This window comes from Olivibacter sp. XZL3 (assembly GCF_004368405.1).
GTDB lineage: Bacteria > Bacteroidota > Bacteroidia > Sphingobacteriales > Sphingobacteriaceae > Olivibacter.
Genome location: NZ_SBJH01000004.1, coordinates 170,594 through 192,155, shown reverse-complemented (window position 1 = coordinate 192,155; position 21,562 = coordinate 170,594). Strand labels below are relative to the sequence as shown.

Sequence of the window (21,562 nt, the reverse complement as noted above, 5' to 3'; positions counted from 1 at the left end):
CACCTAAATATCTAAGGCTTATGTATAAAAACAAATTTTTATGGCTGTTAGTGGCCTGCTTGTGCATGCATGTTTCTTATGCGCAGACGGAACGTAGCCTTTACGGCACGGTGCGATCAATGGTATCGAAGGAACCGCTACCCGGGGTTTCCGTCCGTGTAAAGGAGACGACGGGCGGGGTAACAACGGATGGTGACGGTAAGTTCGTTTTACGGGTTTCTCCTGATGCTAAAGCCCTCATTTTGTCTTCCGTAGGTTTAGTAAGCAAGGAAGTGCCAATTCCGGAGAGCAACCAGTTGGACATTGAAATGCAGGACGCAGATGTAGGACTGAACGAGGTAGTGGTGGTAGGGTATGGTACCCAGCGCCGCGGTGAAGTCTCCGGCGCAATCGCTTCTGTGAAAGGCGCTAGTATCGAAAACTTACCTTCGGTTAGTTTGGACAAAGCGATGCAAGGACGCGCTGCCGGAGTGCAAGTCAATGCGAACAATGGTTTACCCGGGGGTGCTTCCGAGGTTCGGATCAGGGGCGTAGGATCGGTTAACGCGGGGAATCAACCCCTGTATATTGTAGACGGGGTGCAGATCAACCCCGCAGTTCGTTCAGTGAATTTGGCTTCTTCCAATCCGTTGAGTGGTATCAATGCAAACGACATTGAATCCATCGATATCCTTAAGGATGCTGCTGCGGCTTCTGTGTACGGTGCACAGGCCGGAAACGGGGTTATTATAATTACGACCAAGCGCGGTAAATCGGGCAAACCGCGCTTTGACCTAAATGCCTATACCGGAACGAGCCAGATTCTGAAAAAGCCTGACTTGCTGACCGGGCCGCAATGGGTAGCCTTAACGCGCGAGGGGGCACTTAATTCGGGAGACCTTACAGCGGCCTATAACGCCGATTTAACTAACGGCCTAGCGGAAAATGCGCCTACTTACGATTGGGTAGACGCGGTTACACGCAATGGAGCTATACAAAATTACGAATTAGCCGTAAACGGTGGAACAGACAAGGTTCGTTATTATCTGGGCGGTGCATTTAACGATACCAAATATCACTTTATTGGCTATGACTTTCAGCGAGGAACTTTTAGATCTAATTTAGACGCCGAACTTTCGGAGAAGGTGTCCATTGAGACAAGGATTAACTTAAGTACTGTGCGTCAGCGTTCTTCGGATATCCCTTCCTTTCAACTTTACAATATTTTCATTACAGGACTATCGGGTGTTCCTATTGATCCAATATATAACGCTGACGGTACATATAATACAAACCTCCGTGGTTGGGATAACCCACTTTTGGTAGCGGACCAAAATAAGAATCTTGGGATTACCAATCAATTAGTCGGAAACTTCGCATTGAACTATGATATTTTGCCTGGTTTGAAGTTCCGCTCATCCTATTCATTGGAATATAGCGGCGTCAATGAGGAACGCTTCTACGATCCACGCAGTAACGCGGGGGCTGCGGTAGGAGGGTCTGTCTACTTTAATGATTCCAAGGTGATCAATTGGCAGACCGATCAAACGCTTACCTACAACCGTGTTTTTAACGAAGACCATAACTTGAGTGCTCTGTTGGGCTTTAATTACCGAAATGAGGTGTTTACAAAACACGGTTCGCAAGGCAATGGCGTAGCCACGCCCGCCTTTGGAAATACGTTGACGGGCACGACGCCGGTGATGGTGACTTCTACCTACGATCAATTTAAACTTGCGGGCATTTTCGGCCGGATCGGTTATACTTTTAAAAATAAATATATCGCACAGTTTACTTTGCGGCGGGATGGCTCGTCGCGCTTTGGGGCAAACAATGTGTTCGGTTACTTTCCGGCGGTTTCCGCAGCATGGCGTTTAGTTGATGAAGCATTTATGGAAACAGTACCTGTTTTTTCCGAGTTAAAACTTCGGGCGAGTTATGGTGAAACAGGTAACAGCGAACTTATGGTGAATACATCGGGTGCAGGTTCTTATTACCCGGCCTTATCCTTATTTTCGACTTCTCCAGAGGCGTCATATAACGGTGCTGCGGGCGTCAGTTTCTTTCAACTTGGTAACGCGAATCTAGGTTGGGAACGGAATGTTACAAAAAATATCGGCTTGGATTATGGCTTATTCAAGGGGCGTATTAGCGGTACCCTTGATTACTTTATTCGCACCACAAAAGACTTACTTTTAAATCGGCCCTTGCCCAATACCTCAGGTTTCACGACTATCGCCGAAAACGTGGGCTCACTGGAAAATCGTGGGCTGGAGATTGGTTTGAATACGGTGAACCTGACAGGAGCTTTTAAATGGAGTACCGATATCAATTTTACTTTTTTGGATAATAAGGTTTTGTCGCTTATTAATGATAGTCAGGATTTGCCTGCTAATAATTTATGGGTAGGGAAGGCTTTGGGAACGCAATATTTGGTGAAATGGGCGGGTGTTAACCCGGCGGACGGCCGACCTATGTGGTATGATGCAAATGACCAAATTACCTACGTGCCGGTAGCTGCGGACAGACGCTTTGGCATCGGTAGTAATTTAATTCCCGACTATTACGGCGGTATCACAAATACTTTCTCCTACAAAGGATTTGAATTGAGTGCCTTTTTCCAGTTCCAGGTAGGAACCGTACAACAGGATCAGCCTACCGGCTGGCTCTTAAGCGATTTTCGTTATCCTTACAATCAAGATGCCTCTATTTTGAATAGATGGACAGCACCTGGCGAGGTGACCGGCGTGCCACGTATTTCGCCGGGCGCCACCTTTCCGGGCACCTCCAGTCCGATTTTTGGTTCTACCGGAGCGGGGTCTGATCGCTTTTTTTCAGATGCCTCTTATATTCGTTTAAAGACGGTGACCGTCGGTTACACCTTTCCAGCCAGTTGGCTGCAAAGAACCGGATTGGGCCGCGCAAGGCTGTACGTGCAGGGGTATAACCTGTGGACAGGCACGAACTATACGGGCTTAGATCCTGAATTTACGGCGGGTGGTTACAATATGGGACTGGCGCCACAAGGAAAATCCTACACACTGGGAATACAATTGGGTTTTTAATTGACTTAATCTGGAAAACATGAAGAAAATACTGAACTATATATCGGTGGCACTCGCTTTGTCGCTTACAGGCTGTAAGGGAATGCTGGATGTTGAGCCACGGACATACGTGGAGTCAGATCAGGCTATCAATACGGTGCTTGGTATGGAGGCAGCGATTAACGGTGCCTATGCAAAACTTAGGATAAACACCTATTACGGATTGGCTATGGTCGTTTATCCTGAATTATTGGCTGATAATGTGCGATTAGTGCAAGCAGCAACGCAAAGCGGGCGAGGTGTGGGGTACGATGTGAACAACCCGGGTTCCCACCTGAATATTTGGACACCGGCGTATTCGGCGATCAATGCGGCTAACCTAATCATCGAAAAGGCTGATGCTGTAGGTGATGGAACCGATGCAGAGAAGGCCTCTTTCAAAGCACAGGCGTATTTTTTACGGGCGTTGGTTTACTTCGATTTGTTGAAAACCTATGCCTATAATCCTAATTATATACAAGGGAATGCCGATTTGGGTGTGCCGCTTTTGACGGAGGCTGTGGACGACTTGACAAAAATCACTTATCCTGAAAGGGCAACGGTTGCAGCGGGGTATAGTTTGGTGGAACAGGATCTGTCGGAAGCAATCCGTTATTTTCAACAACCGGATGTAAACGGGAGGGCAGGAGCGCCTTTTTATGGAACAAAAGCGGCGGCGCATGCTTTACTTTCGCGTTTATATTTATACTGGGGAGCCGCTAAATGGGATGCCGCCGTCGAGCAAGCCGATTTGGCGATTGATGAGGGGGTAGGGCTTTTCCAACCGGATGCGGCTTCTTACTTAAATATGTGGACCGAGCCAAGCAATCCCGAATCGGTATTTGAAGTGCAGTTTGCGTCAATCAACGAAGTGCCGCAAACGAGCAATAACAATACCATTCAGGCATTTTATCAGCAAGAGCGAAATGGAAGCCAATTCCTGGGATGGGGTGATGTGGTGATAGCAAGTAATTTTTTATCAGCTTTTGAGCAGGGTGATATTCGTCGGGAACTGGTAGTGCCTTATACCCGTTCAAATGGTGAACAGGTGATTCAAACCGACAAGTTCTCTGGCAGTAAAGGTATTTTTGGTTGGGATAATGTACCTGTGATCCGTATCTCTGAGGTCTATCTCAACAGGGCGGAGGCACAGGCTCAGTTAGGACGTGTTCAGGAGGCCCAGGAAGACCTGAATCGTATTCGCACGCGCGCGGGACTGGCGGCTATCACGCCGCAAGGGGCAGATTTGTTGACAGCTATTCGCCGGGAGCGGCGCCTTGAATTGGCTTTTGAAGGGCAACGCTTTTTTGATCTTACACGGTTGGGAATAGATATTTCAAAAGAGACCATCGTGCCGATCCCTTTTTCTGATTACCGAATTCTGGCGCCGTTACCCCAGTCCGAAATCGATATCAACAGTAACTTAATTCAAAATAGAGGTTATTAAACGTATTATTATGAAAAGAATTTGCATCCACATTTTTATAGTAGGCTCACTCTTCGTTTTATGTTCTGCCTGCAGAAAGGAACGGGATCTCAGTTATCAAGGCCCCACGGTGGTGGAGTTTAGCAATCCCGCTACCGGGACAACGGTGAAAACTATGGGGCCGACTATTGGCGGTAGCAGTTTGAAAGGCGATAACCCTGCGATTCCTATTAGGGGCGATCGTGATAGTGTGCTGATCCAATTGGTAGGACCACAACGCAACGATCCGGTGGATATATACTATGAAGTGATTCCGGCCACCGCAGTAGAAGGCGTAGATTTTCAGATTATTGGTGAGCCGGGTTCGGTAACTATTGAATCTAATAGCAGCGCGACAGCAATCTATCTGCGTTTGTTAAATAGAGATACAAATCCGGCATCAATAAAGAATGTAGCTTTCCGGATAACCGGAACCAATCAGTCCGACGTGTCACCTAGCGCCAATTATAGCAGTTTTACAGCGAATATTTTTCCTATGCGTGTGTTTCTCGATAGGACGCTGACCAAGGAAAAACCGTATTTTTCTTTGTTGGACGGAGAATCGTACGACCGACCTAATGAAAATGAGCAGATGGATCTGTACTTAGCGGCTGGCGAAATAACTTCTTTGGTAAGTCCTGCTGGACGGAATACCTTCTTTTCACAGAGATTGTATACGCCCGGTTCGGATATTCCCGCTTATTTGCAAAACTCTTATGTTACCTTGCAGCTTCACAATGCTACGAGCACTACGGTCAATGCGATACCAAGTGCAGGTACCGCAAGCAACGCGGTTACGCAGTCTTCTGCAGCATTAGCGGTTAATGGCGTATACGCTTTTATGACAACGGAAGGAAAGAAAGGATATATTCGAATAAAGGAAGTCGGTACCGACAACAATTGTGTTTTTGATATTATGTTCCAACCTTAATATGAATGATGGGAAATTATAAAAACGGAATGATGCCTTTTGGTGTGGCATTTTTAGTCTTTTTAAGTCTGATAGGGGCGGTGATGGCGCAAGAAGCCAACGATTTGCCCTTAGTGGGCTCTCAGTCGGTAGCGATCGATACCGACGAAGGCACTTGGATGGCCCTTGATGTATCGCCTGATGGAAAAAAATTGGTCTTTTCCATGTTAGGTGATCTCTATGAGCTGCCTATTTCTGGTGGCGAAGCAAGGCAGTTGACCGAGGGGCTTGCGATGGATATACAACCCCGGTATAGTCCTGATGGTAAGGCAATTGCCTTTATTTCCGATCGCGATGGCGCCGAAAATGTATGGATATTAACGCTGGCAACCGGCCAATATAAGCAGGTCACAAAAGCGACCGATGAATATATGGAGGGACTGAGTTGGACGAGAGACGGACAGTATTTGGTGGTTTCTAAAGGGGTAGGAATTCCAAAGTTACATCTCATCCATCGTAACGGGGGCACAGGCACGGCTTTGACACCTGAACCGGCGAGCTTGAAGGCGATCGAACCGTTTGTAGCGCCAAACGACAGTTTAATTTGGTTTGCTAAACGGACAGGTATGTGGGACTATAATGCCAAGCTCCCGCAATACCAGTTGAATACTTATGATCGGGCAAATGGCCAGCTCGAAGTTCGTACTTCGCGTTACGGATCGGCTTTTAGTCCGACACTTTCGCCAGACGGTAGGTGGCTTGTCTATGGCACGCGTTACGATGCGCATACTGCCTTCGTGTTGCAAGACTTACTGACAGGAGAAGAGGAGCTATTGGCGCATCCGGTTCAACGAGATGATCAGGAAGCCTTAGCTGCAATGGGTGTGTTACCTGCCATGTCGTTTACGCCCGACAGCAAGCAGCTCATTGCAGCCTATGATGGAAAGATTCAGTCGATATCCCTGTCAGACAAATCAGTTAAACAGATTCCTTTCCATGTGAAAACCGTATTGACGGTAGGGCCGAAGTTACACTTCAAGTTTCCAATCAGTGATGAAACACAATTCCCGGCATCTCAAGTTCGCGATATAGCCGTATCACCTGACGGAAAGAGAGCTGCGCTGATTATAGCCGATCGTCTCTACGTGATGGACTACCCGAACGGCAAACCCAAGCGGGTAAGTAATTTGGAACAAACGGAGGCTCAGCCGGCTTGGTCGCCCGATAGTCGGAGTTTGGCATTCGTTACGTGGGATGGAATGCAAGGTGCTATCTATACCTGTATAGCCGAGCCAAATACGTCAGTTCGGAAGCTTACAGAGCAAGGAGGCTTGTATCAGGAACCTGTATGGTCGCCTGATGGAATGCGGGTTCTATTTATCCAGGGGAAGGCAGCCGCGAACCGAATGGGAACCTCAAATAGAACGGGCGCCCGGGAATGGTTAAGCTGGATTGCAGCGGACGGGGGGGCTATTCATCGAATCACACAGGCAGAGGGTGGTAATCCGCATTTTGGCGAAGAAGCGCATAGGATTTTCCTCTATAGCCAAAAGGACGGGCTATTTTCCATTAATTGGGACGGACACGACAAAAAGCAACATTTGAAATTATCGGGCATCCGTACCTATGCTTTTTCCAACGATCACGGGGGTGAGTTTCAGTTTTTCCGTAGTAATGCACAACCGAGCTTGATGATGGTAGCGCCGAAAGGCAACAAGGCTTTTGCTAAGATTTCGAACACTATTTATGTGCTAGAGATTCCGCAAGTTGGCGCTCAAGTGCCGTTGATACATGTGGCTAACGAAGCGCAAGCAGAATTTCCTGTTAAGCGGATCACAGAGATTGGATGCGAATTTCCTTCTTGGAGTGCCGATGGCCGATCGATTTATGGTGCTTTAGGGCCTGTATTAATGGAGTATGTAATGGGCCAGCAGTTGGCGGATTCGGTAAGTTTAACGGAACGTCGATTGGAGGTGCCCCTCGTGGCGGCCTATGGGAAGGGGGAATACATGTTACAGGGCGCGCGGATCATCACGATGCGCAATGAAGAAGTGATTGAAAAAGGGGATGTGTTGATAAAAGGCCGTCGGATTGTGGCGGTGGGACCATCAGGTTCTATACAGGCGGCTCCGAACGTGAAGCGTGTAACGATGGAAGGGCTGACGATCGCGCCCGGCTTTATTGATATTCACGATCATGGCGCGCTGCCGCTCAATTTGCACGAAAAACAACCCAGCTCTTTAGCTTTGACGTTAGCTTATGGCGTGACAACCATTCGGAACCCGCAGCCACATGTGACTGATATTTTGACCTATCAGGATAAAGTACGTATGGGCGAAACGTTAGGACCGCGAATCTATTCGACGGGGCCGGGTGTAGGCTATTGGGCTTATGATATCAAAAGCCTGGCACATGCACGGCAGGTGTTGAAGCAATATGCAAATTATTTTGATACTAAAACGCTGAAAATGTATGCTGTTGGTAACCGGAAACAACGACAATGGATCATTATGGCCGCACAGGAACTTCGACTGCTGCCGACAACAGAGGGTAACCTCGACTTTAAATTAGGTGTAACAGAGTTATTGGACGGCTATCCAGGGCACGAGCATGCACACCCGATTGCTCCTTTGTATACGGATTTTACCACCTTAGCTGGTGCAATAGGTATCGCCTATACACCTACTTTGCTAATTAGTTATGGTGCGCCGAATGCGGAGAACTATTTCTTTACGCATGAGAATGTATTGCATGACGAAAAGCTCAAAAGCTTAATGCCGAAAGAGGAGTTGGACCGTAAAATTCGGCGGAGACCGATGTGGGCTTTGGATGAGGAGTATCTTTTTCCAGCGCATGCGAGGGCGGCACAGGCCATGGCCGAAAAGGGCGCTTTGGTTTGTGTGGGCGCTCATTCGCAGTTCCAAGGCTTGGGTTATCATTGGGAGATGTGGGCTCTGGGAGCTGGTATGAAGCCTTTGGAAGTTTTAAAAGCGGCCACCCTAAACGGAGCGAAAGCTATTGGATTAGACGGAGATCTTGGGAGCATCGAGCAAGGGAAATTGGCGGACATGGTGGTGATGGAAGGAAATCCATTAGAAGATATAAAGAATACGAATACGATTAAATACATCATTAAGGACGGTCAGGCTTACGACGGTAAGGACTTGCAAAAAGTGCTTTGGTAAGCGAGTCGTTATTTGTTGAAAAAGAATTTTTTATGAAGAGTTTAAAAAGAAGAGAAAGGTGGACCAAGAGACTGGCCCTGTTGTTACTGGGTTTTTCCAACTTAGTTGCGTCCGCTCAAACAGCTGATCAAGTGTTTTATGGCAAAATCTATACGCAAAATGATCAAGTTCCGTGGGCGGAGGCCATGGCAGTTTCCAGCGACACCATTATGGCTGTGGGATCGGTTTCGGAAGTCCAACGGTTAATCGGAAAGAAAACGGTGGTAGTTCAGCTTACGGATAAGCAACTGTTATTACCAGGTTTTATCGATAGCCATACCCATCTAGTAGACGGAGGCTTTCGTTTGTTCTCCGTACAATTACGTGAGGCAAAAACACCTCAAGCGTTTATTGATACGTTAAAAGCCTATGTCAAGACACTTAAACCCGGCGAATGGATTACAGGTGGAAATTGGGATCATCAGAATTGGAATGGCGAGATGCCGACCCGTCATTGGATTGATTCGATAACGCCGCATAATCCCGTAGCCATTACCCGCATGGACGGACATACAATCTTAGTCAATTCATTGGCTATGAAATTGGCAGGTGTAGATAACCGGCAACCCGATGTAGCGGGCGGGGAGATTATTCGGAAAGATGGTGAACTACTGGGCTTATTTAAAGACAATGCTAAAAATCTGATCACCGCTAAAATCCCCCCGGCAACTAGGGAACAAAAGGAAAAAGCCCTACAAGGGGCCATGCACTATATGGCACAGAACGGGGTGACTTCTGTTGTTAGCCTAACGGGTACCGGTTTTGGCAGTTATTATGACGTGTATGAAAAAGCGCGGCTGGAGAACAAGCTGAATACCCGCATTTATGCGGCGAAAGAAATTGAAAATTGGCAAGCGCTCGGCGAAGAGGTCAAGGCTCAGGGCAATGGTGATCGTTGGCTGCGTCGTGGCGCTTTAAAAGGTTTTATGGACGGCTCTTTGGGTGCGCATACTGCAGCCTTTAAAGAGGCCTTTTCTGACACTCCGCGTGATTCCGGCTTCTTAGTGGTTGATGAGCAGACGATGTATGCACGTATGAAAGGTGCGGACAGTTTGGGCTTGCACTTGATTGTTCATGCTATCGGCGATCGTTCGGTGACTTCCTTTCTTAATATGGTGGCCCGTTTAGAACGGGAAAATGGACCTCGTGATCGGCGCATCCGCATGGAGCATGCGCAGCACGTAAGTGCTGAGGATTTTAAACGCTTTAAGGAATTAGGTGTGATTGCCAGCATGCAACCCTACCATGCTATTGACGACGGTCGTTGGGCTGATAAGGTGATTGGAAGCGAACGAGCAAAACATGCTTTTGCTATGAAAAGTATGTTCGATGAGGGTACAAAAGTGGTCTTTGGTAGCGATTGGCATGTTGCACCTGCTTCTCCGATGCTAGGTATTTACGCAGCCGTAACACGCCGAACAATTGATGGAGCTAATCCGGATGGATGGGTGCCTGAACAGAAAATAACGGTGGAACAAGCGGTAAGGGCTTATACCATCGATGCTGCCTACGGTATTTTCGAAGAAGGAACTCGAGGCTCCCTGATAAAGGGAAAGTTGGCCGATTTTGTTATCTTGAACGAAAATATTCTAAACATTGATCCAAACGATTTGCCGAATGTAACGGTTTTAAATACCTATGTAGGTGGAAAAGAAGTTTATCGCAAGCCATAAGAATGATGTACATACCTAAACAATATAGGGTGGATGACCCGAAAGTAATCCACCAATTTATTCGGGAGCATGGTTTTGCTACCTTGGTAAGCTGTACGGAGAATTTCCCTATAGCGACGCATATACCTATCGAATTGGAAACAAGAGCGGATGGCGAGACCGTGTTGTGGGGCCATCTCGCTAAAGCAAATGAGCATTGGAAATTCTTTGAGCGTTTTCCAAAGGTGCTGGCCATCTTTCAGTCGCCGGTTCACCATTATATTTCCTCTTCATGGTACGATCATGCCAACGCGCCCACCTACAATTATATGAGTGTGCAAGTGGAGGGAATAATCAGGCGGTTAAGCGAAGCGGAAGAATGGGAGTCGGTCAAACGCCTGGTTCGCAGATATGAGCAAATTGCCACGCATCCGGTCGACTTAGAGACGTTACCGCCTGCAGTGCAGCGGGAAATGAAGGGCCTCGTTGGCTTTGAGATTGAGATTATCAAAATGAATGCCGCTTTTAAGCTTAGTCAGAACCGGGACGATAAGAACTTTAAGTTGATTGTCGAAGCGCTTTCAAGACAGGATTCAATTATAGCGAAAGAGCTGGCGTTGATTATGGAAAAACATAGGGCAGGTGAATAAAATAGATGGAAAATGGTGAGTAAGTACGATTTTGTGAATAAGGACACGCGTTCGCTGATAGCGTTGGAGGAACGGTATGGAGCCCATAATTATGCTCCATTACCCGTGGTGTTACGGGAGGGGAAAGGGGTGTTTGTATGGGATGTTGAAGGTAAGGAGTATTTCGATTTCCTTTCCGGTTATTCGTCTCTGAACCAAGGGCATTGTCACCCCAAAATTGTAAACGCGCTTATAGAGCAGGCGCAAAAGCTGACATTAACGTCGCGCGCGTTCCACAGCGAACTTTTAGCGGAATATGCCGCCTATATAACCGACTATTTTGGTTATGACAAGGTACTGCCGATGAACAGCGGGGTAGAGGCGGTGGAAACAGCTTTGAAGCTGGCTCGTAAATGGGCATATACGGTAAAAGGTATACCGCCGGATCGTGCAAAAATTATTACGGTAAGCGAAAACTTTCACGGACGCACGTTAAATGTTATTTCCTTCAGTACCGACCCGAAAGCAAAGAAAGGCTTCGGGCCCTTTATGTCCGGATATATTTCCATTCCTTATAACGACCTGGAAGCCTTGGCCGAAGCCGTAGCGGATGCGCAGGTTGCCGCATTTCTGGTAGAGCCGATACAGGGTGAGGCTGGTGTCCGCGTGCCGGATGCAGGTTATTTGACAGGGGCCTATCGATTGTGCAAGGAGGCGGGGGTCCTTTTTATTGGCGACGAGATACAAACAGGTCTTGCTCGAACGGGTCGGATGTTAGCTTGCGATTACGAGGATGTGCGGCCCGACATCCTAATTTTGGGAAAGGCCTTGAGCGGTGGGATGCTGCCGATATCGGCGGTGCTGTGTGACGATAATATCATGCTTTGCTTGAAGCCAGGTGAACACGGTTCTACCTATGGAGGTAATCCGTTGGCTTGCGCGGTAGCCATGGCGGCTCTGGAGGTATTGAACGAGGAAAACTTGGTGAGTAATGCGGAGACACAAGGGGCGTACTTTCGAGACAGATTGCGCGCCTTGGAGCATCCAAACATCGCTGAGATCCGTGGTAAAGGTTTATTAAACGCCGTGGTGCTGCGCCATGATCATGCGGACGCTGCCGAGTCATTGTGTTTGGAGATGTTACGTAATGGCCTGTTGGCCAAGCCAACGCATGGCGATAAAATTCGCTTTTCGCCACCGCTAGTCATAACGCGTGATGAAATGGATCGCGCACTGGCCATCATCGAACAGAGTTTGGCTGCATGTTTTTGAGGATGTTAGCGGTGTTTATGATCTCGTTTTCGCGATTAAAAAGGTTAAGTTCAAATCTGATTTAGCCCTTTTTACCTGCATTTTTTTTGTCCGCCCTATCAAAAGCAATTGAATGATCTGTCTGTTATCAAGACGAGTTAGAAAAGCCTTGCCTAGGACGGCTATTGAATTTCTGAACTCATAAAGAATAGTCGAACTCAGGTTATTAAGTTCGACGTATTCGACGGCTCCTTAATTGGTTTTTTTTACGAGACTGCAATAGATCAATCCTGCAGCAAGTACTGCACTCAATGTCACCAAAGCAAGCTTTTGCAGCGAGCGTTTTCCGCTCGGTTTAGTGGAAAGCCAGGCAACGGCTGTTCCAACGTCGGTGTGCGAAAAGCCTTTTGCTACGCCCGGTATGAGTTTGCTGGCCATATCGGTGAAAGTATGTACGTTTTCTTCATCCGTTACAATGGCCATTTTTTTCCATTCGTGTAAATGTTTCATGCCGGTGACCATGTTCTGGAACCAGGCATTAACATTAAAATCGTTCACAGGCGTATTAAGGATGAGCAGATAATGAATCTCACCATACTGCGACGATAGTTTTTCTAAGCCTGGTAGCAACACGTCTATTATATCTTTTCCGCTAACATCGCCGGACGCACGTACGCCGAACACATGGGGTGGCAGGGCTTCTATTTTTTCTAACATAATGTATACTAACGGTTATACAATTTCTAACAGCGGCAAGATATAAATGTTCTACGCAGCTAGGCCACGAGGGCATGCGGTATAATGAAATGTGAAATGTGTGAATTTCAAAACGGAATAGGGTGAAAGAATGAGGGGATTAGCGCGTGCTTTGCAGGAGATACCACACCAAGACCACACCCAGCACTATAATAGCGATAGTGATACCGAGGAATGTGCGCCAAGAGGGCCGAAAGTTATTGGCCAACAACTGTTCTTGCGTCTTTTTAAATCGATAGTAGGCAAAAACGGCCATGGTCATGCCGCTAGCCACTAATGCCATGCCTATCGAATCCGAGTATCGGTGATGGGGAAAGCTGGTTCCTATGTCTATTACCGAGCTGAGTTGTCTGATGAATAAGGAGAATTTGACTACAACAAAGCCCAGTCCGATGGTAGCTATACAGGTACGGACCCACGCTAAAAAAGTCCGTTCATTGGCAAGATGGTCATTGGGAACAGGCTTTTTATCTTTCTCCATTTGCGCGTAACTTTTTTTAAGAACAGATTAATAGGCCAACTGTTTGCGAAAGCAGGCCCGAAGAATAGTGAGAAAACAACCGGCTTGGCTTACGCATAATAAATGTGGGGTTATTCCAACAAGTGATGAGACCTATAGTTAAGGATATCCGTTAACCCTTCGCTGGATAGTGTTTGCCATTGGTAGTTCTCTAAGTTATTTATTTCCAGTTCTTTATTGAAGTAATGTTCGGTTATGACGTATTTGTCGTTCAAAGGCAAATAGTCAAATTCACCAATCGTTTTAATTGGGATGCGCAACAGTTTGCTTAGGGATTTCAACGTTAAGGGCATGTTAGTCAGTATTCGATTGAAGATATCACTGTGCAAAAATGTTGCCAAATTATCCGTTTTGAGTAAAAATAGCTGGTTATGTGGTTAATAGAATATGTATTCTGTATGAGCTTATCATTTAATCGGTTGGTTTTCAGCTTGAAGTATGCTTGAAAACTTTACAGAAGCCACAGTTTATAAAACATGAAAAACTTTCTGACAATGATATCGTATCTTTATTAGTACAGTTCTTATACCGATTAATAAATCGATATTACCTTCCTAAGAAATAGTAAGGTGCCTGGCTGCTCAATATTTCACTTCTGCCGGTATTCGGTGCGACATGTAAGTGGGTATATTGGTAGATGCCGGGGATTTTTAGGAATGAGAAAAAACCATTCGACAGCCGTTAATTGGTTTTGGTGTAAAGACAAAGCCTTTTCGTGTAAAATTTTTCGCATTGAACACGTATTGTGTTTTCTTTGTGAAAAAATGCGCCATTACTCCAATGATATTGGGAGTAGGTGACCACAGAGTGCCTTTTTTAACGAATATCAAGTAACCGATAATGTACACAGTAGGATTTATTAGAAGATGTTATCCCGATGTGCTGATCAATCCAGTATCGTGCAGGAGCTTCGCGGAGCTTTTAAAATGGTTTAATCAGTATGTGAATGAAGAAGAAAGCTTTGTGCATAAGGAATACATAATTGACTCGTTTGCGGAATCTCTTGAGCGGAATAAAGCTGTAACGATTAATTTAGCGAACGGCATCGCGCTTGTTTTTGCGATCGCAGACCAAATGGAAAAAGATATTCATCAGCGGGTGCACTTTAATTAAGCCGTGTCTCTTCCTCAATGAGCAGTTATCCATGGAAATAAGGCTGCCTTCTAAAAACGTTCCGACGTTAACGCTTTCCTAATGTCACACATTTTGGAACAAAACAAACGAATTTATTAAAGAAATTGAGTTTTCGATAATATTTTAGATATTTTAGCCTTTCTAGCTATGTTAGTGGTATAAGATCTAAAGATATGACATATTCTGCACGTATTGCCTTAGTTGCGGCTTTAGGCGGCTTTTTGTTTGGTTTCGAAACAGCGGTTATTTCTGGGGCAGAGCGAACCATTCAGGAATTTTGGAATCTGGACGCCTTTTGGCTTGGGTTCACAGTTGCGGCAAGCCTTATTGGAACGGTTTTAGGTTCTCTTATTATTGGAACGCCGGCACAGCAGTTTGGGAGGAAAAAGGTACTCATCGGTATTGCGCTGTTTTACGTGCTTTCGGCGATCGGTTGCGCACTTGCACAACCATGGTTGCTATTCGTTACGTTTCGCTTTTTAGGAGGAATTGCGGTGGGCGCTTCATCGGTTGTCGGCCCGATGTACATCGCCGAGATATCGCCTGCAAAGACGAGGGGGCGATTGGCTGGTATGTTCCAGCTTAATGTCGTTGGCGGAATATTGATTGCTTATTTAACGAATTACTTATTTTCGGCCACCGGTGCCGATAATGCCTGGCGCTATATGCTAGGTGTAATGGCGGTTCCGGCGGTAGTATTTTTTATTTTGCTTCAGTGGATACCAGAAAGTCCGAGATGGCTGGTGTTGCACGATAAAGACGAAGAAGCCGAGCGGATTTTTGTTCGTTTGGGCGAACAAGGGGCTTCACAGCTCATTCGAGAAGAGCACCGTTTAGCTGCCAGCGGTACGCGGGAACATCTTTTTAATGGAAAGTATAACAAGCCCATTTTATATGCCATTTTGTTGGCGATGTTCAATCAGCTTTCGGGCATTAATGCCATTTTATATTATGCACCTAGGATTTTTGAAATGGCAGGCTTTAATAAGGCCGACGCCTTTCAACAATCGGTTTATATCGGCCTTGCTAATTTTATCTTTACCGCCTTAGCCATGACGGTTATCGATCGCTTCGGTAGAAAACGTCTGTTACTGACAGGGGCGGTGGGAATGGTTGTATTTTTAGCCTTAACGGCTATTTCATTTAATAACCCGGAAACGGCTGATAAGCATGTTATTCTTTATTTGATCGGGTTTATCGCCTTCTTTGCCTTTTCGCAGGGAGCTGTGATCTGGGTGTTTATTTCGGAAATATTCCCTAATTCTGTACGCTCTCAGGGCGGATCGCTGGGCAGTTTTACGCACTGGATTATGGCAGCGATCATTTCTTGGTTATTTCCTATCATCGTTGAGGGCAGTCCTATGGGCGGCTTTTACTCTTTCGTTTTTTATAGCATCATGATGTTTCTTTCTTTTCTGTTCATTTGGCGTGTAATGCCGGAAACCAAGGGCAAAAGTTTGGAAGAGATACAGAAAGAACTGGGGATTTGATTCCTCTTATGGCTCGGATTTAGATTTCACTACCTAGGCCGCTTTCTTTTACTTGATTAGCTAAGGATATTGCTCGCGGGCTTTTTCCGGAGCGGCTCTATACCAAGTGCAGATACACTAAAAACATTCTTTTTTTCATATACGTAGCCTATTGGACGCTAAATACGGCTGCGCTGGATTTTTCTTGCTTTTATTTGATATGTTAAGAAGGATTTATATATTTGAATTATAATTGTTAATATAACACTTATACACTAACCAGTTAATACGAATGAAAAATTGCCTGAAAGTTCGCCAAATGTGGTGTTGTTATACCTCGAAAAAAGAGGAAGCCAAAAGGCTTGTCCGCTTCTAGAGGCTGGCAATGGAATTTTAGCATATTTCCCAAAGAACACGACAAATTATGTGTATGAAAATAATGACAACTGTCTTACGGTTAAAACAGATAGTTGCTTTTTCCTTTTTTTGTTTATCGCTTGGGATACCGACGCGATCATGGACTCAGGAGGCCAAGATGGAGCTCTTTCCGCTAGCATCAATAAGATTGGGCGATGGACCACTAAAAGAAGCGCAGGAAGTGGATCTCCATTATATACTGGCGTTAAATCCAGATCGTTTGCTAGCGCCCTATTTAAGTGAGGCCGGTCTGGAGCCAAAAGCCGAGCGCTATGGCAACTGGGAAAACACCGGTTTGGATGGTCATATAGGTGGTCATTATCTTTCTGCATTATCGCTCATGGCTGCGGCGACCGGAAACCAAGCTATACAGGATCGACTTGCCTATATGTTAAGCGAATTAAAACGCTGTCAGGATGAAGACTCGGAAGGTTATCTGGGCGGTATTCCGGGAGGCAAGCAGATGTGGAACGACATAAAACGCGGGAAAATAGAAGCCCAATCTTTTTCTTTAAATGGGAAATGGGTTCCCATTTATAATATTCATAAGCTCTTTGCCGGTTTAATTGATGCGTACCGTTATACAGGAAATGAGCAGTCGAGACAAATGGTTCTTAGGCTAGGGAATTGGTGGTTAAGCGTATTCGATGGGCTCACTGATGAGCAGATCCAAACCATATTACGTTCTGAACATGGCGGAATTAACGAAGCATTCGCGGATCTGGCCCAAATAAGTGGCGACCAAAAATACTTAAGAATGGCTGAACGACTTTCACATCGTGCCATACTACAGCCGTTAATGGCGGGCAAAGACGAGCTGACGGGCTTACACGCCAATACCCAAATTCCCAAGGTGATAGGTTTTGAGAAAATTGCGGCGCTGGCCGATAGCTTGGCCTGGGTAGATGCTGCCCGTTTTTTTTGGGAGACGGTGGTGGAGCGTCGTACTGTATCGATCGGCGGAAACAGTGAAAGTGAACATTTTCATGCCCTGAATAGTTTCGGAAAAATGTTGTCGTCTCGCGAAGGACCGGAAACCTGTAACACCTATAATATGATGAAATTGTCCAAAGATCTTTTCTTACTGGATCCGGAGCGGAGATTCATCGATTATTACGAAAGAGCCACCTACAATCATATTCTTTCGTCACAACATCCTTCGGAAGGTGGTTTTGTTTATTTTACACCTATGCGCCCGAATCATTATCGGGTATATTCCCAAGCGCAGGCCTGTTTCTGGTGCTGTGTCGGCAGTGGGTTAGAAAACCACGGCAAATACGGAGAGTTAATTTACTCCCATAGCGGAGCGGATCTTTATGTTAATCTCTTTATTCCGTCAACATTGAAATGGCCGCAGCAAGGCATATCGCTGCAACAGAATACAGCGTTCCCTTACGGTCAGAAAAGCGAAATTACCATTGAAGTAGTAAAACCGAAGGCTTTTTCGGTCTTTATCCGCAAGCCAAACTGGTTAGGAGAGAAAAGCATTAATCTTTTGGTAAATGGCAGAAAAATAAGCTATCAAGAAACAAAAGGATATTGGGAAATCAACCGTACATGGGCAGGAAAATCCATTATTACCTTTGATTTGCCTATGGAAATAAAGGCCGAGCTATTACCAAGCGGTGAACCATGGGTCTCCTATACCTATGGCCCAATTGTGCTGGCATCAAAAAATGGAACGGAAGATCTGAAAGGACTTTTTGCCGACGACAAGAGAATGGGGCATATTGCTGCGGGCGCATTACTTCCAACGGATGCCAACCCGATCCTGGTGTCTGAAAACGGAGCGCTCAGCCAGCACGCGAAGGTTTTAGATGCAAATAGATTGTTGTTTGAACTCAGTCACCTACATCAAAAAGGAAAAGCAACCAAAGCGACCCTTCAACCCTTCTTTTCTATACACGATGCACGTTATACCGTTTATTGGCGCACAGCTGACACACGGTCATTAGATAGTATTACCAAGGCGGCACGTCAGCGTGAAGAAGCACAATTAAAGCTCGATAAGCAAACGGTAGACGTCGTATCATTGGGTGAACAACAACCGGAGTCGGATCATCATATGCAGCAAGAGGATTCCTATACAGGGGTGTTGGGTGATTATCACTGGCGTGCCGCAAGAGGATGGTTTAGTTATGAAATGAACAACAAGGGCCGGCAAAGTAAAACAATAAGTATTAAACACGAACACGATACAGGAGCTTGTTATGAACTTTGGATAAACGATAAGAGGCTTTCCTTAACAGATCAAGCAAAAGATTCGGAAGGGATCGATATTTCAAGCTTTAATCTGGAAAAAGCGGATGTAGTTCAAGATAAATTAAGGGTTAAAATTAAGGCATGCAATGAAAAGACTACAGGAAAAATTTTAGAGATCAGGTTGTTGAAGTAGCAGCGCCTATACCGTATTCAAATCAGAAAGATGCAAAATAAACTACACATCATATCAATGAAAAAGTACTTATTTTTAGTAATTACCTTCAGTTTACTTCATTGCATGCAAGCCGGCGGTACCGTAATCACAAAAGAACCGGATTCTGCCTATCTTTTTGCCTATGCGTCGTTAAAAAACGGGGGGCGGAACGGACTACATTTCGCATGGAGTATCGACCGGAACAACTGGCATGCAATAGGACCGGAGCATAGTTATGTTCGTTGCGATTACGGAACTTGGGGAGCGCAAAAGCGGATGCTTACTCCTTTTTTATACCATGGTCCGGATGATATGTGGCACGCCGTGTGGTCTGTTAACGAAACAGATGGTGTTGTTGCACATGCTGCGTCAAAAGACTTGGTGTATTGGCAGCGTCAGTCCTATCCCATATTAATGCCAGAAGACAATTGCCTAATGCCGACTATTTCCTTCGACACGATAAATAGTCAATTTATGATCATGTGGCAGCGTATAAAAGGGGAGGAGGCCGACTATTTCCGCAGTTCGACCGCCGATTTTAAACATTTCTCGGTGGCTGAACGTCTCGATAGGCCTTTGGCCGAATATAGAAAAAGTATCCGTATCGACCATGTGGAGGAAACGGGAACGACGCATAAAGTGCCGTGGACTTTGATAAAAGGTTTGATGAAGGCGCAGCAACACGCGGCTTACGAGCAAACTTTATGGTCGGAAAAAACAGCGGAAGATGTAAGTCGTTTTGCGTCACTGAAGCCCTTGGATGTTAAAGTAACGATCGATGTAGCTAATAATAAAAAAATCAGTGATTTGTTGATGGGGGTTTTCTTTGAAGATATTAATTATGCAGCCGACGGTGGTTTGTATGCTGAGCTTGTACAAAATAGAGACTTTGAATATCGTTTAAGCGACAAAAAAGGTGCGGATACGAGCTGGAACAGTTACAAGGCTTGGACTTTGAAAGGGCAAGACGACGGTTTTAAGGTTGATAGTCTCGATCCATTGCATCCTAATAATCCGCACTATGCGGTGTTAAAAATAAAAAAGGTCGGTACGGCTTTGATAAATGAAGGTTTTGACGGAATTCCAATTACAGCTGGCGACCGTTACGATTTCTCTGTGTTTGCAAAGGCGGATCAAAGGCGCTTTGGCGGGTTTTTGATCCGTTTATCGGACCGGGATGGCGTTCCTTTAGGCGAGACGCGAATTGATAATATAGGAAGCGAGTGGACAAAATATGAAGCCTCTATTTTAGCGAAAAAAGGCGCTTCGGATGCGTGTTTGGAAATTATTCCGCAAAAAGTGGGACAAGTCCATCTGGATATGATATCCTTGTTTCCGGAGAAGACATTTAAAGGCCGGAAAAACGGACTGCGTGCGGATTTGGCCCAAGCGATAGCTGATATTCATCCACGATTTGTGCGTTTTCCTGGTGGCTGTGTTGCTCATGGGGATGGTCTAGCCAATATGTACCGTTGGCAAAATACCATCGGCCCGCTAGAAGCAAGGGTGCCGCAACGGAATTTATGGAATTATCATCAGACGGCGGGCCTAGGCTACTTTGAATATTTTCAGTTTTGCGAGGATATCGGTGCCGAGCCTGTACCGGTTGTGCCAGCCGGTGTTCCTTGCCAGAATTCTTCGGTGGGTGGTGCCGGACAACAAGGCGGGATCCCCCTTGAGGAGATGGATAGTTATATACAAGAAGTACTGAATCTTATTGAATATGCAAATGGTGATGTTAGTACCGTGTGGGGTAAAAAACGTGCGGATGCCGGTCATCCGAAGCCTTTTAATCTGAAGTATATCGGTATTGGCAATGAAGACCTAATTACCGATGTTTTTGAAGAACGTTTTACCATGATCTTCAACAAGGTGCGGGAAAAGCACCCAGAAATAACCGTTATTGGCACGGTTGGACCGAGTTTTGAAGGTACCGACTATACCGAAGGCTGGCATATTGCCGATAAACTGCAGGTGCCGATGATAGATGAGCATTATTATCAGTCGCCCGGATGGTTTATACACAATCAGGAATACTATGACAAATATGATCGCACAAAGGCGAAGGTGTATTTAGGAGAATACGCTGCGCATCTGCCGGGCAGGCCGAATAATTTAGAGACGGCACTTGCGGAAGCTTTGTACCTGACGAGTTTAGAACGCAACGGGGATGTGGTTAGTATGGCTTCCTATGCGCCTTTGTTGGCTAAAGAGAACCATACCCAATGGAATCCCGATCTCATTTATTTTAACAATACCGAAATAAAGCCAACGGTAGGCTATTACGTGCAGCAGCTGTATGGGCAACATGCAGGCGATACCTATTTGCCGACAGGAGTGGAGCTATCAGAGAAAGACGCCGCTGTTGGAAAACGTTTCGCAATTTCGGTTGTACGCGACAGCAAAAGCGGTGATGTCATCGTCAAAATGGTTAATCTTTTGCCCGTGACGGCCCGTGTGACGCTGGACTTAGGGCAGCTGGGCGATTTGGACACCGAGGCTATAAAAACCGTGCTAACGGGCAGTCCGGAAGACAGGAAGGCCAGACCGAAAAGTAATAGGGTTATGGCGCATAAAGATTTTAATGATGAGCTGTCGGCCTACTCCTTTACTGTTTTTCGTTTTAAAACGAGACAAATTTGATATTCACCAAGCCC

At 45.8% G+C, this 21,562-nt stretch carries 14 protein-coding genes; 11 read left to right on the top strand and 3 right to left on the bottom strand.

Translation table 11 applies throughout. The features are described from left to right. Positions 1-20 precede the first annotated feature (20 nt). The 7 genes from EPX21_RS01600 to rocD are packed head-to-tail and all read left to right on the top strand — an operon-like array spanning position 21 to position 12,214. On the top strand, positions 21-3,044 hold the full coding sequence (locus tag EPX21_RS01600) for a TonB-dependent receptor (RefSeq protein WP_166670654.1): 3,024 nt from the start codon (positions 21-23) through the stop codon (positions 3,042-3,044). A 19-nt stretch (positions 3,045-3,063) separates the two neighbouring features. After that, entirely contained in the window at positions 3,064-4,509 is a 1,446-nt protein-coding gene (locus EPX21_RS01595) for a RagB/SusD family nutrient uptake outer membrane protein (protein ID WP_134087926.1), read from the top strand. 10 nt (positions 4,510-4,519) lie between these two features. Then, positions 4,520-5,458: a hypothetical protein gene (locus tag EPX21_RS01590; protein WP_134087925.1), complete on the top strand. Its 939-nt coding sequence runs from the start codon at positions 4,520-4,522 to the stop codon at positions 5,456-5,458. 5 nt (positions 5,459-5,463) lie between these two features. Continuing rightward, positions 5,464-8,622 (top strand): amidohydrolase family protein, encoded by a 3,159-nt coding sequence (locus tag EPX21_RS01585; protein ID WP_134087924.1) that lies wholly within the window; start codon positions 5,464-5,466, stop codon positions 8,620-8,622. Positions 8,623-8,654: 32 nt separating this feature from the next. After that, entirely contained in the window at positions 8,655-10,334 is a 1,680-nt protein-coding gene (locus tag EPX21_RS01580) for an amidohydrolase (protein ID WP_134087923.1), read from the top strand. 2 nt (positions 10,335-10,336) lie between these two features. Further along, positions 10,337-10,963, top strand: coding sequence for an FMN-binding negative transcriptional regulator (locus EPX21_RS01575; RefSeq protein WP_134087922.1), 627 nt, complete (start codon positions 10,337-10,339; stop codon positions 10,961-10,963). A gap of 12 nt (positions 10,964-10,975) precedes the next feature. Further along, the gene (rocD, locus tag EPX21_RS01570) at positions 10,976-12,214 is read left to right on the top strand and encodes an ornithine--oxo-acid transaminase (RefSeq protein ID WP_134087921.1); all 1,239 of its coding nucleotides are present in this window, start codon (positions 10,976-10,978) and stop codon (positions 12,212-12,214) included. Positions 12,215-12,445: 231 nt separating this feature from the next. Here the strand turns inward: rocD and EPX21_RS01565 are convergent, their stop codons facing one another. From EPX21_RS01565 to EPX21_RS01555, 3 genes are all read right to left on the bottom strand, one after another. After that, entirely contained in the window at positions 12,446-12,910 is a 465-nt protein-coding gene (locus EPX21_RS01565) for an STAS/SEC14 domain-containing protein (RefSeq protein ID WP_134087920.1), read from the bottom strand. 139 nt (positions 12,911-13,049) lie between these two features. Beyond that, positions 13,050-13,430 (bottom strand): YidH family protein, encoded by a 381-nt coding sequence (locus tag EPX21_RS01560; protein ID WP_134087919.1) that lies wholly within the window; start codon positions 13,428-13,430, stop codon positions 13,050-13,052. A gap of 110 nt (positions 13,431-13,540) precedes the next feature. Beyond that, positions 13,541-13,810 carry a hypothetical protein gene (locus EPX21_RS01555; RefSeq protein WP_240768464.1) on the bottom strand — a complete coding sequence of 90 codons (270 nt, stop codon included), beginning with the start codon at positions 13,808-13,810 and terminating at the stop codon, positions 13,541-13,543. 499 nt (positions 13,811-14,309) lie between these two features. On the opposite strand from EPX21_RS01555, the gene EPX21_RS01550 reads away from it, so the two are divergent. The 4 genes from EPX21_RS01550 to EPX21_RS01535 all read left to right on the top strand — a co-directional run bounded on the left by EPX21_RS01550 (position 14,310) and on the right by EPX21_RS01535 (position 21,548). Continuing rightward, positions 14,310-14,582 carry a hypothetical protein gene (locus EPX21_RS01550; RefSeq protein ID WP_134087918.1) on the top strand — a complete coding sequence of 91 codons (273 nt, stop codon included), beginning with the start codon at positions 14,310-14,312 and terminating at the stop codon, positions 14,580-14,582. A 194-nt stretch (positions 14,583-14,776) separates the two neighbouring features. Continuing rightward, positions 14,777-16,093, top strand: coding sequence for a sugar porter family MFS transporter (locus EPX21_RS01545; protein ID WP_134087917.1), 1,317 nt, complete (start codon positions 14,777-14,779; stop codon positions 16,091-16,093). Between the two features lie 409 nt (positions 16,094-16,502). Then, entirely contained in the window at positions 16,503-18,884 is a 2,382-nt protein-coding gene (locus EPX21_RS01540) for a glycoside hydrolase family 127 protein (RefSeq protein ID WP_240768463.1), read from the top strand. A 57-nt stretch (positions 18,885-18,941) separates the two neighbouring features. Next, a complete protein-coding gene (locus EPX21_RS01535) occupies positions 18,942-21,548 on the top strand; it encodes an alpha-L-arabinofuranosidase C-terminal domain-containing protein (RefSeq protein WP_134087916.1) in 2,607 nt (868 codons plus the stop codon). The last annotated feature ends 14 nt before the right edge of the window (positions 21,549-21,562 follow it).

What these genes read in the sequence shown, in the direction of transcription:
- EPX21_RS01600 (WP_166670654.1), top strand. Translation starts at nt 21, where the DNA reads ATGTATAAAAACAAATTTTTATGGCTGTTAGTGGCCTGCTTGTGCATG.
- EPX21_RS01595 (WP_134087926.1), top strand. Translation starts at nt 3,064, where the DNA reads ATGAAGAAAATACTGAACTATATATCGGTGGCACTCGCTTTGTCGCTT.
- EPX21_RS01590 (WP_134087925.1), top strand. Translation starts at nt 4,520, where the DNA reads ATGAAAAGAATTTGCATCCACATTTTTATAGTAGGCTCACTCTTCGTT.
- EPX21_RS01585 (WP_134087924.1), top strand. Translation starts at nt 5,464, where the DNA reads ATGATGGGAAATTATAAAAACGGAATGATGCCTTTTGGTGTGGCATTT.
- EPX21_RS01580 (WP_134087923.1), top strand. Translation starts at nt 8,655, where the DNA reads ATGAAGAGTTTAAAAAGAAGAGAAAGGTGGACCAAGAGACTGGCCCTG.
- EPX21_RS01575 (WP_134087922.1), top strand. Translation starts at nt 10,337, where the DNA reads ATGATGTACATACCTAAACAATATAGGGTGGATGACCCGAAAGTAATC.
- rocD (WP_134087921.1), top strand. Translation starts at nt 10,976, where the DNA reads ATGGTGAGTAAGTACGATTTTGTGAATAAGGACACGCGTTCGCTGATA.
- EPX21_RS01565 (WP_134087920.1), bottom strand. Translation starts at nt 12,910, where the DNA reads ATGTTAGAAAAAATAGAAGCCCTGCCACCCCATGTGTTCGGCGTACGT.
- EPX21_RS01560 (WP_134087919.1), bottom strand. Translation starts at nt 13,430, where the DNA reads ATGGAGAAAGATAAAAAGCCTGTTCCCAATGACCATCTTGCCAATGAA.
- EPX21_RS01550 (WP_134087918.1), top strand. Translation starts at nt 14,310, where the DNA reads ATGTACACAGTAGGATTTATTAGAAGATGTTATCCCGATGTGCTGATC.
- EPX21_RS01545 (WP_134087917.1), top strand. Translation starts at nt 14,777, where the DNA reads ATGACATATTCTGCACGTATTGCCTTAGTTGCGGCTTTAGGCGGCTTT.
- EPX21_RS01540 (WP_240768463.1), top strand. Translation starts at nt 16,503, where the DNA reads ATGAAAATAATGACAACTGTCTTACGGTTAAAACAGATAGTTGCTTTT.
- EPX21_RS01535 (WP_134087916.1), top strand. Translation starts at nt 18,942, where the DNA reads ATGAAAAAGTACTTATTTTTAGTAATTACCTTCAGTTTACTTCATTGC.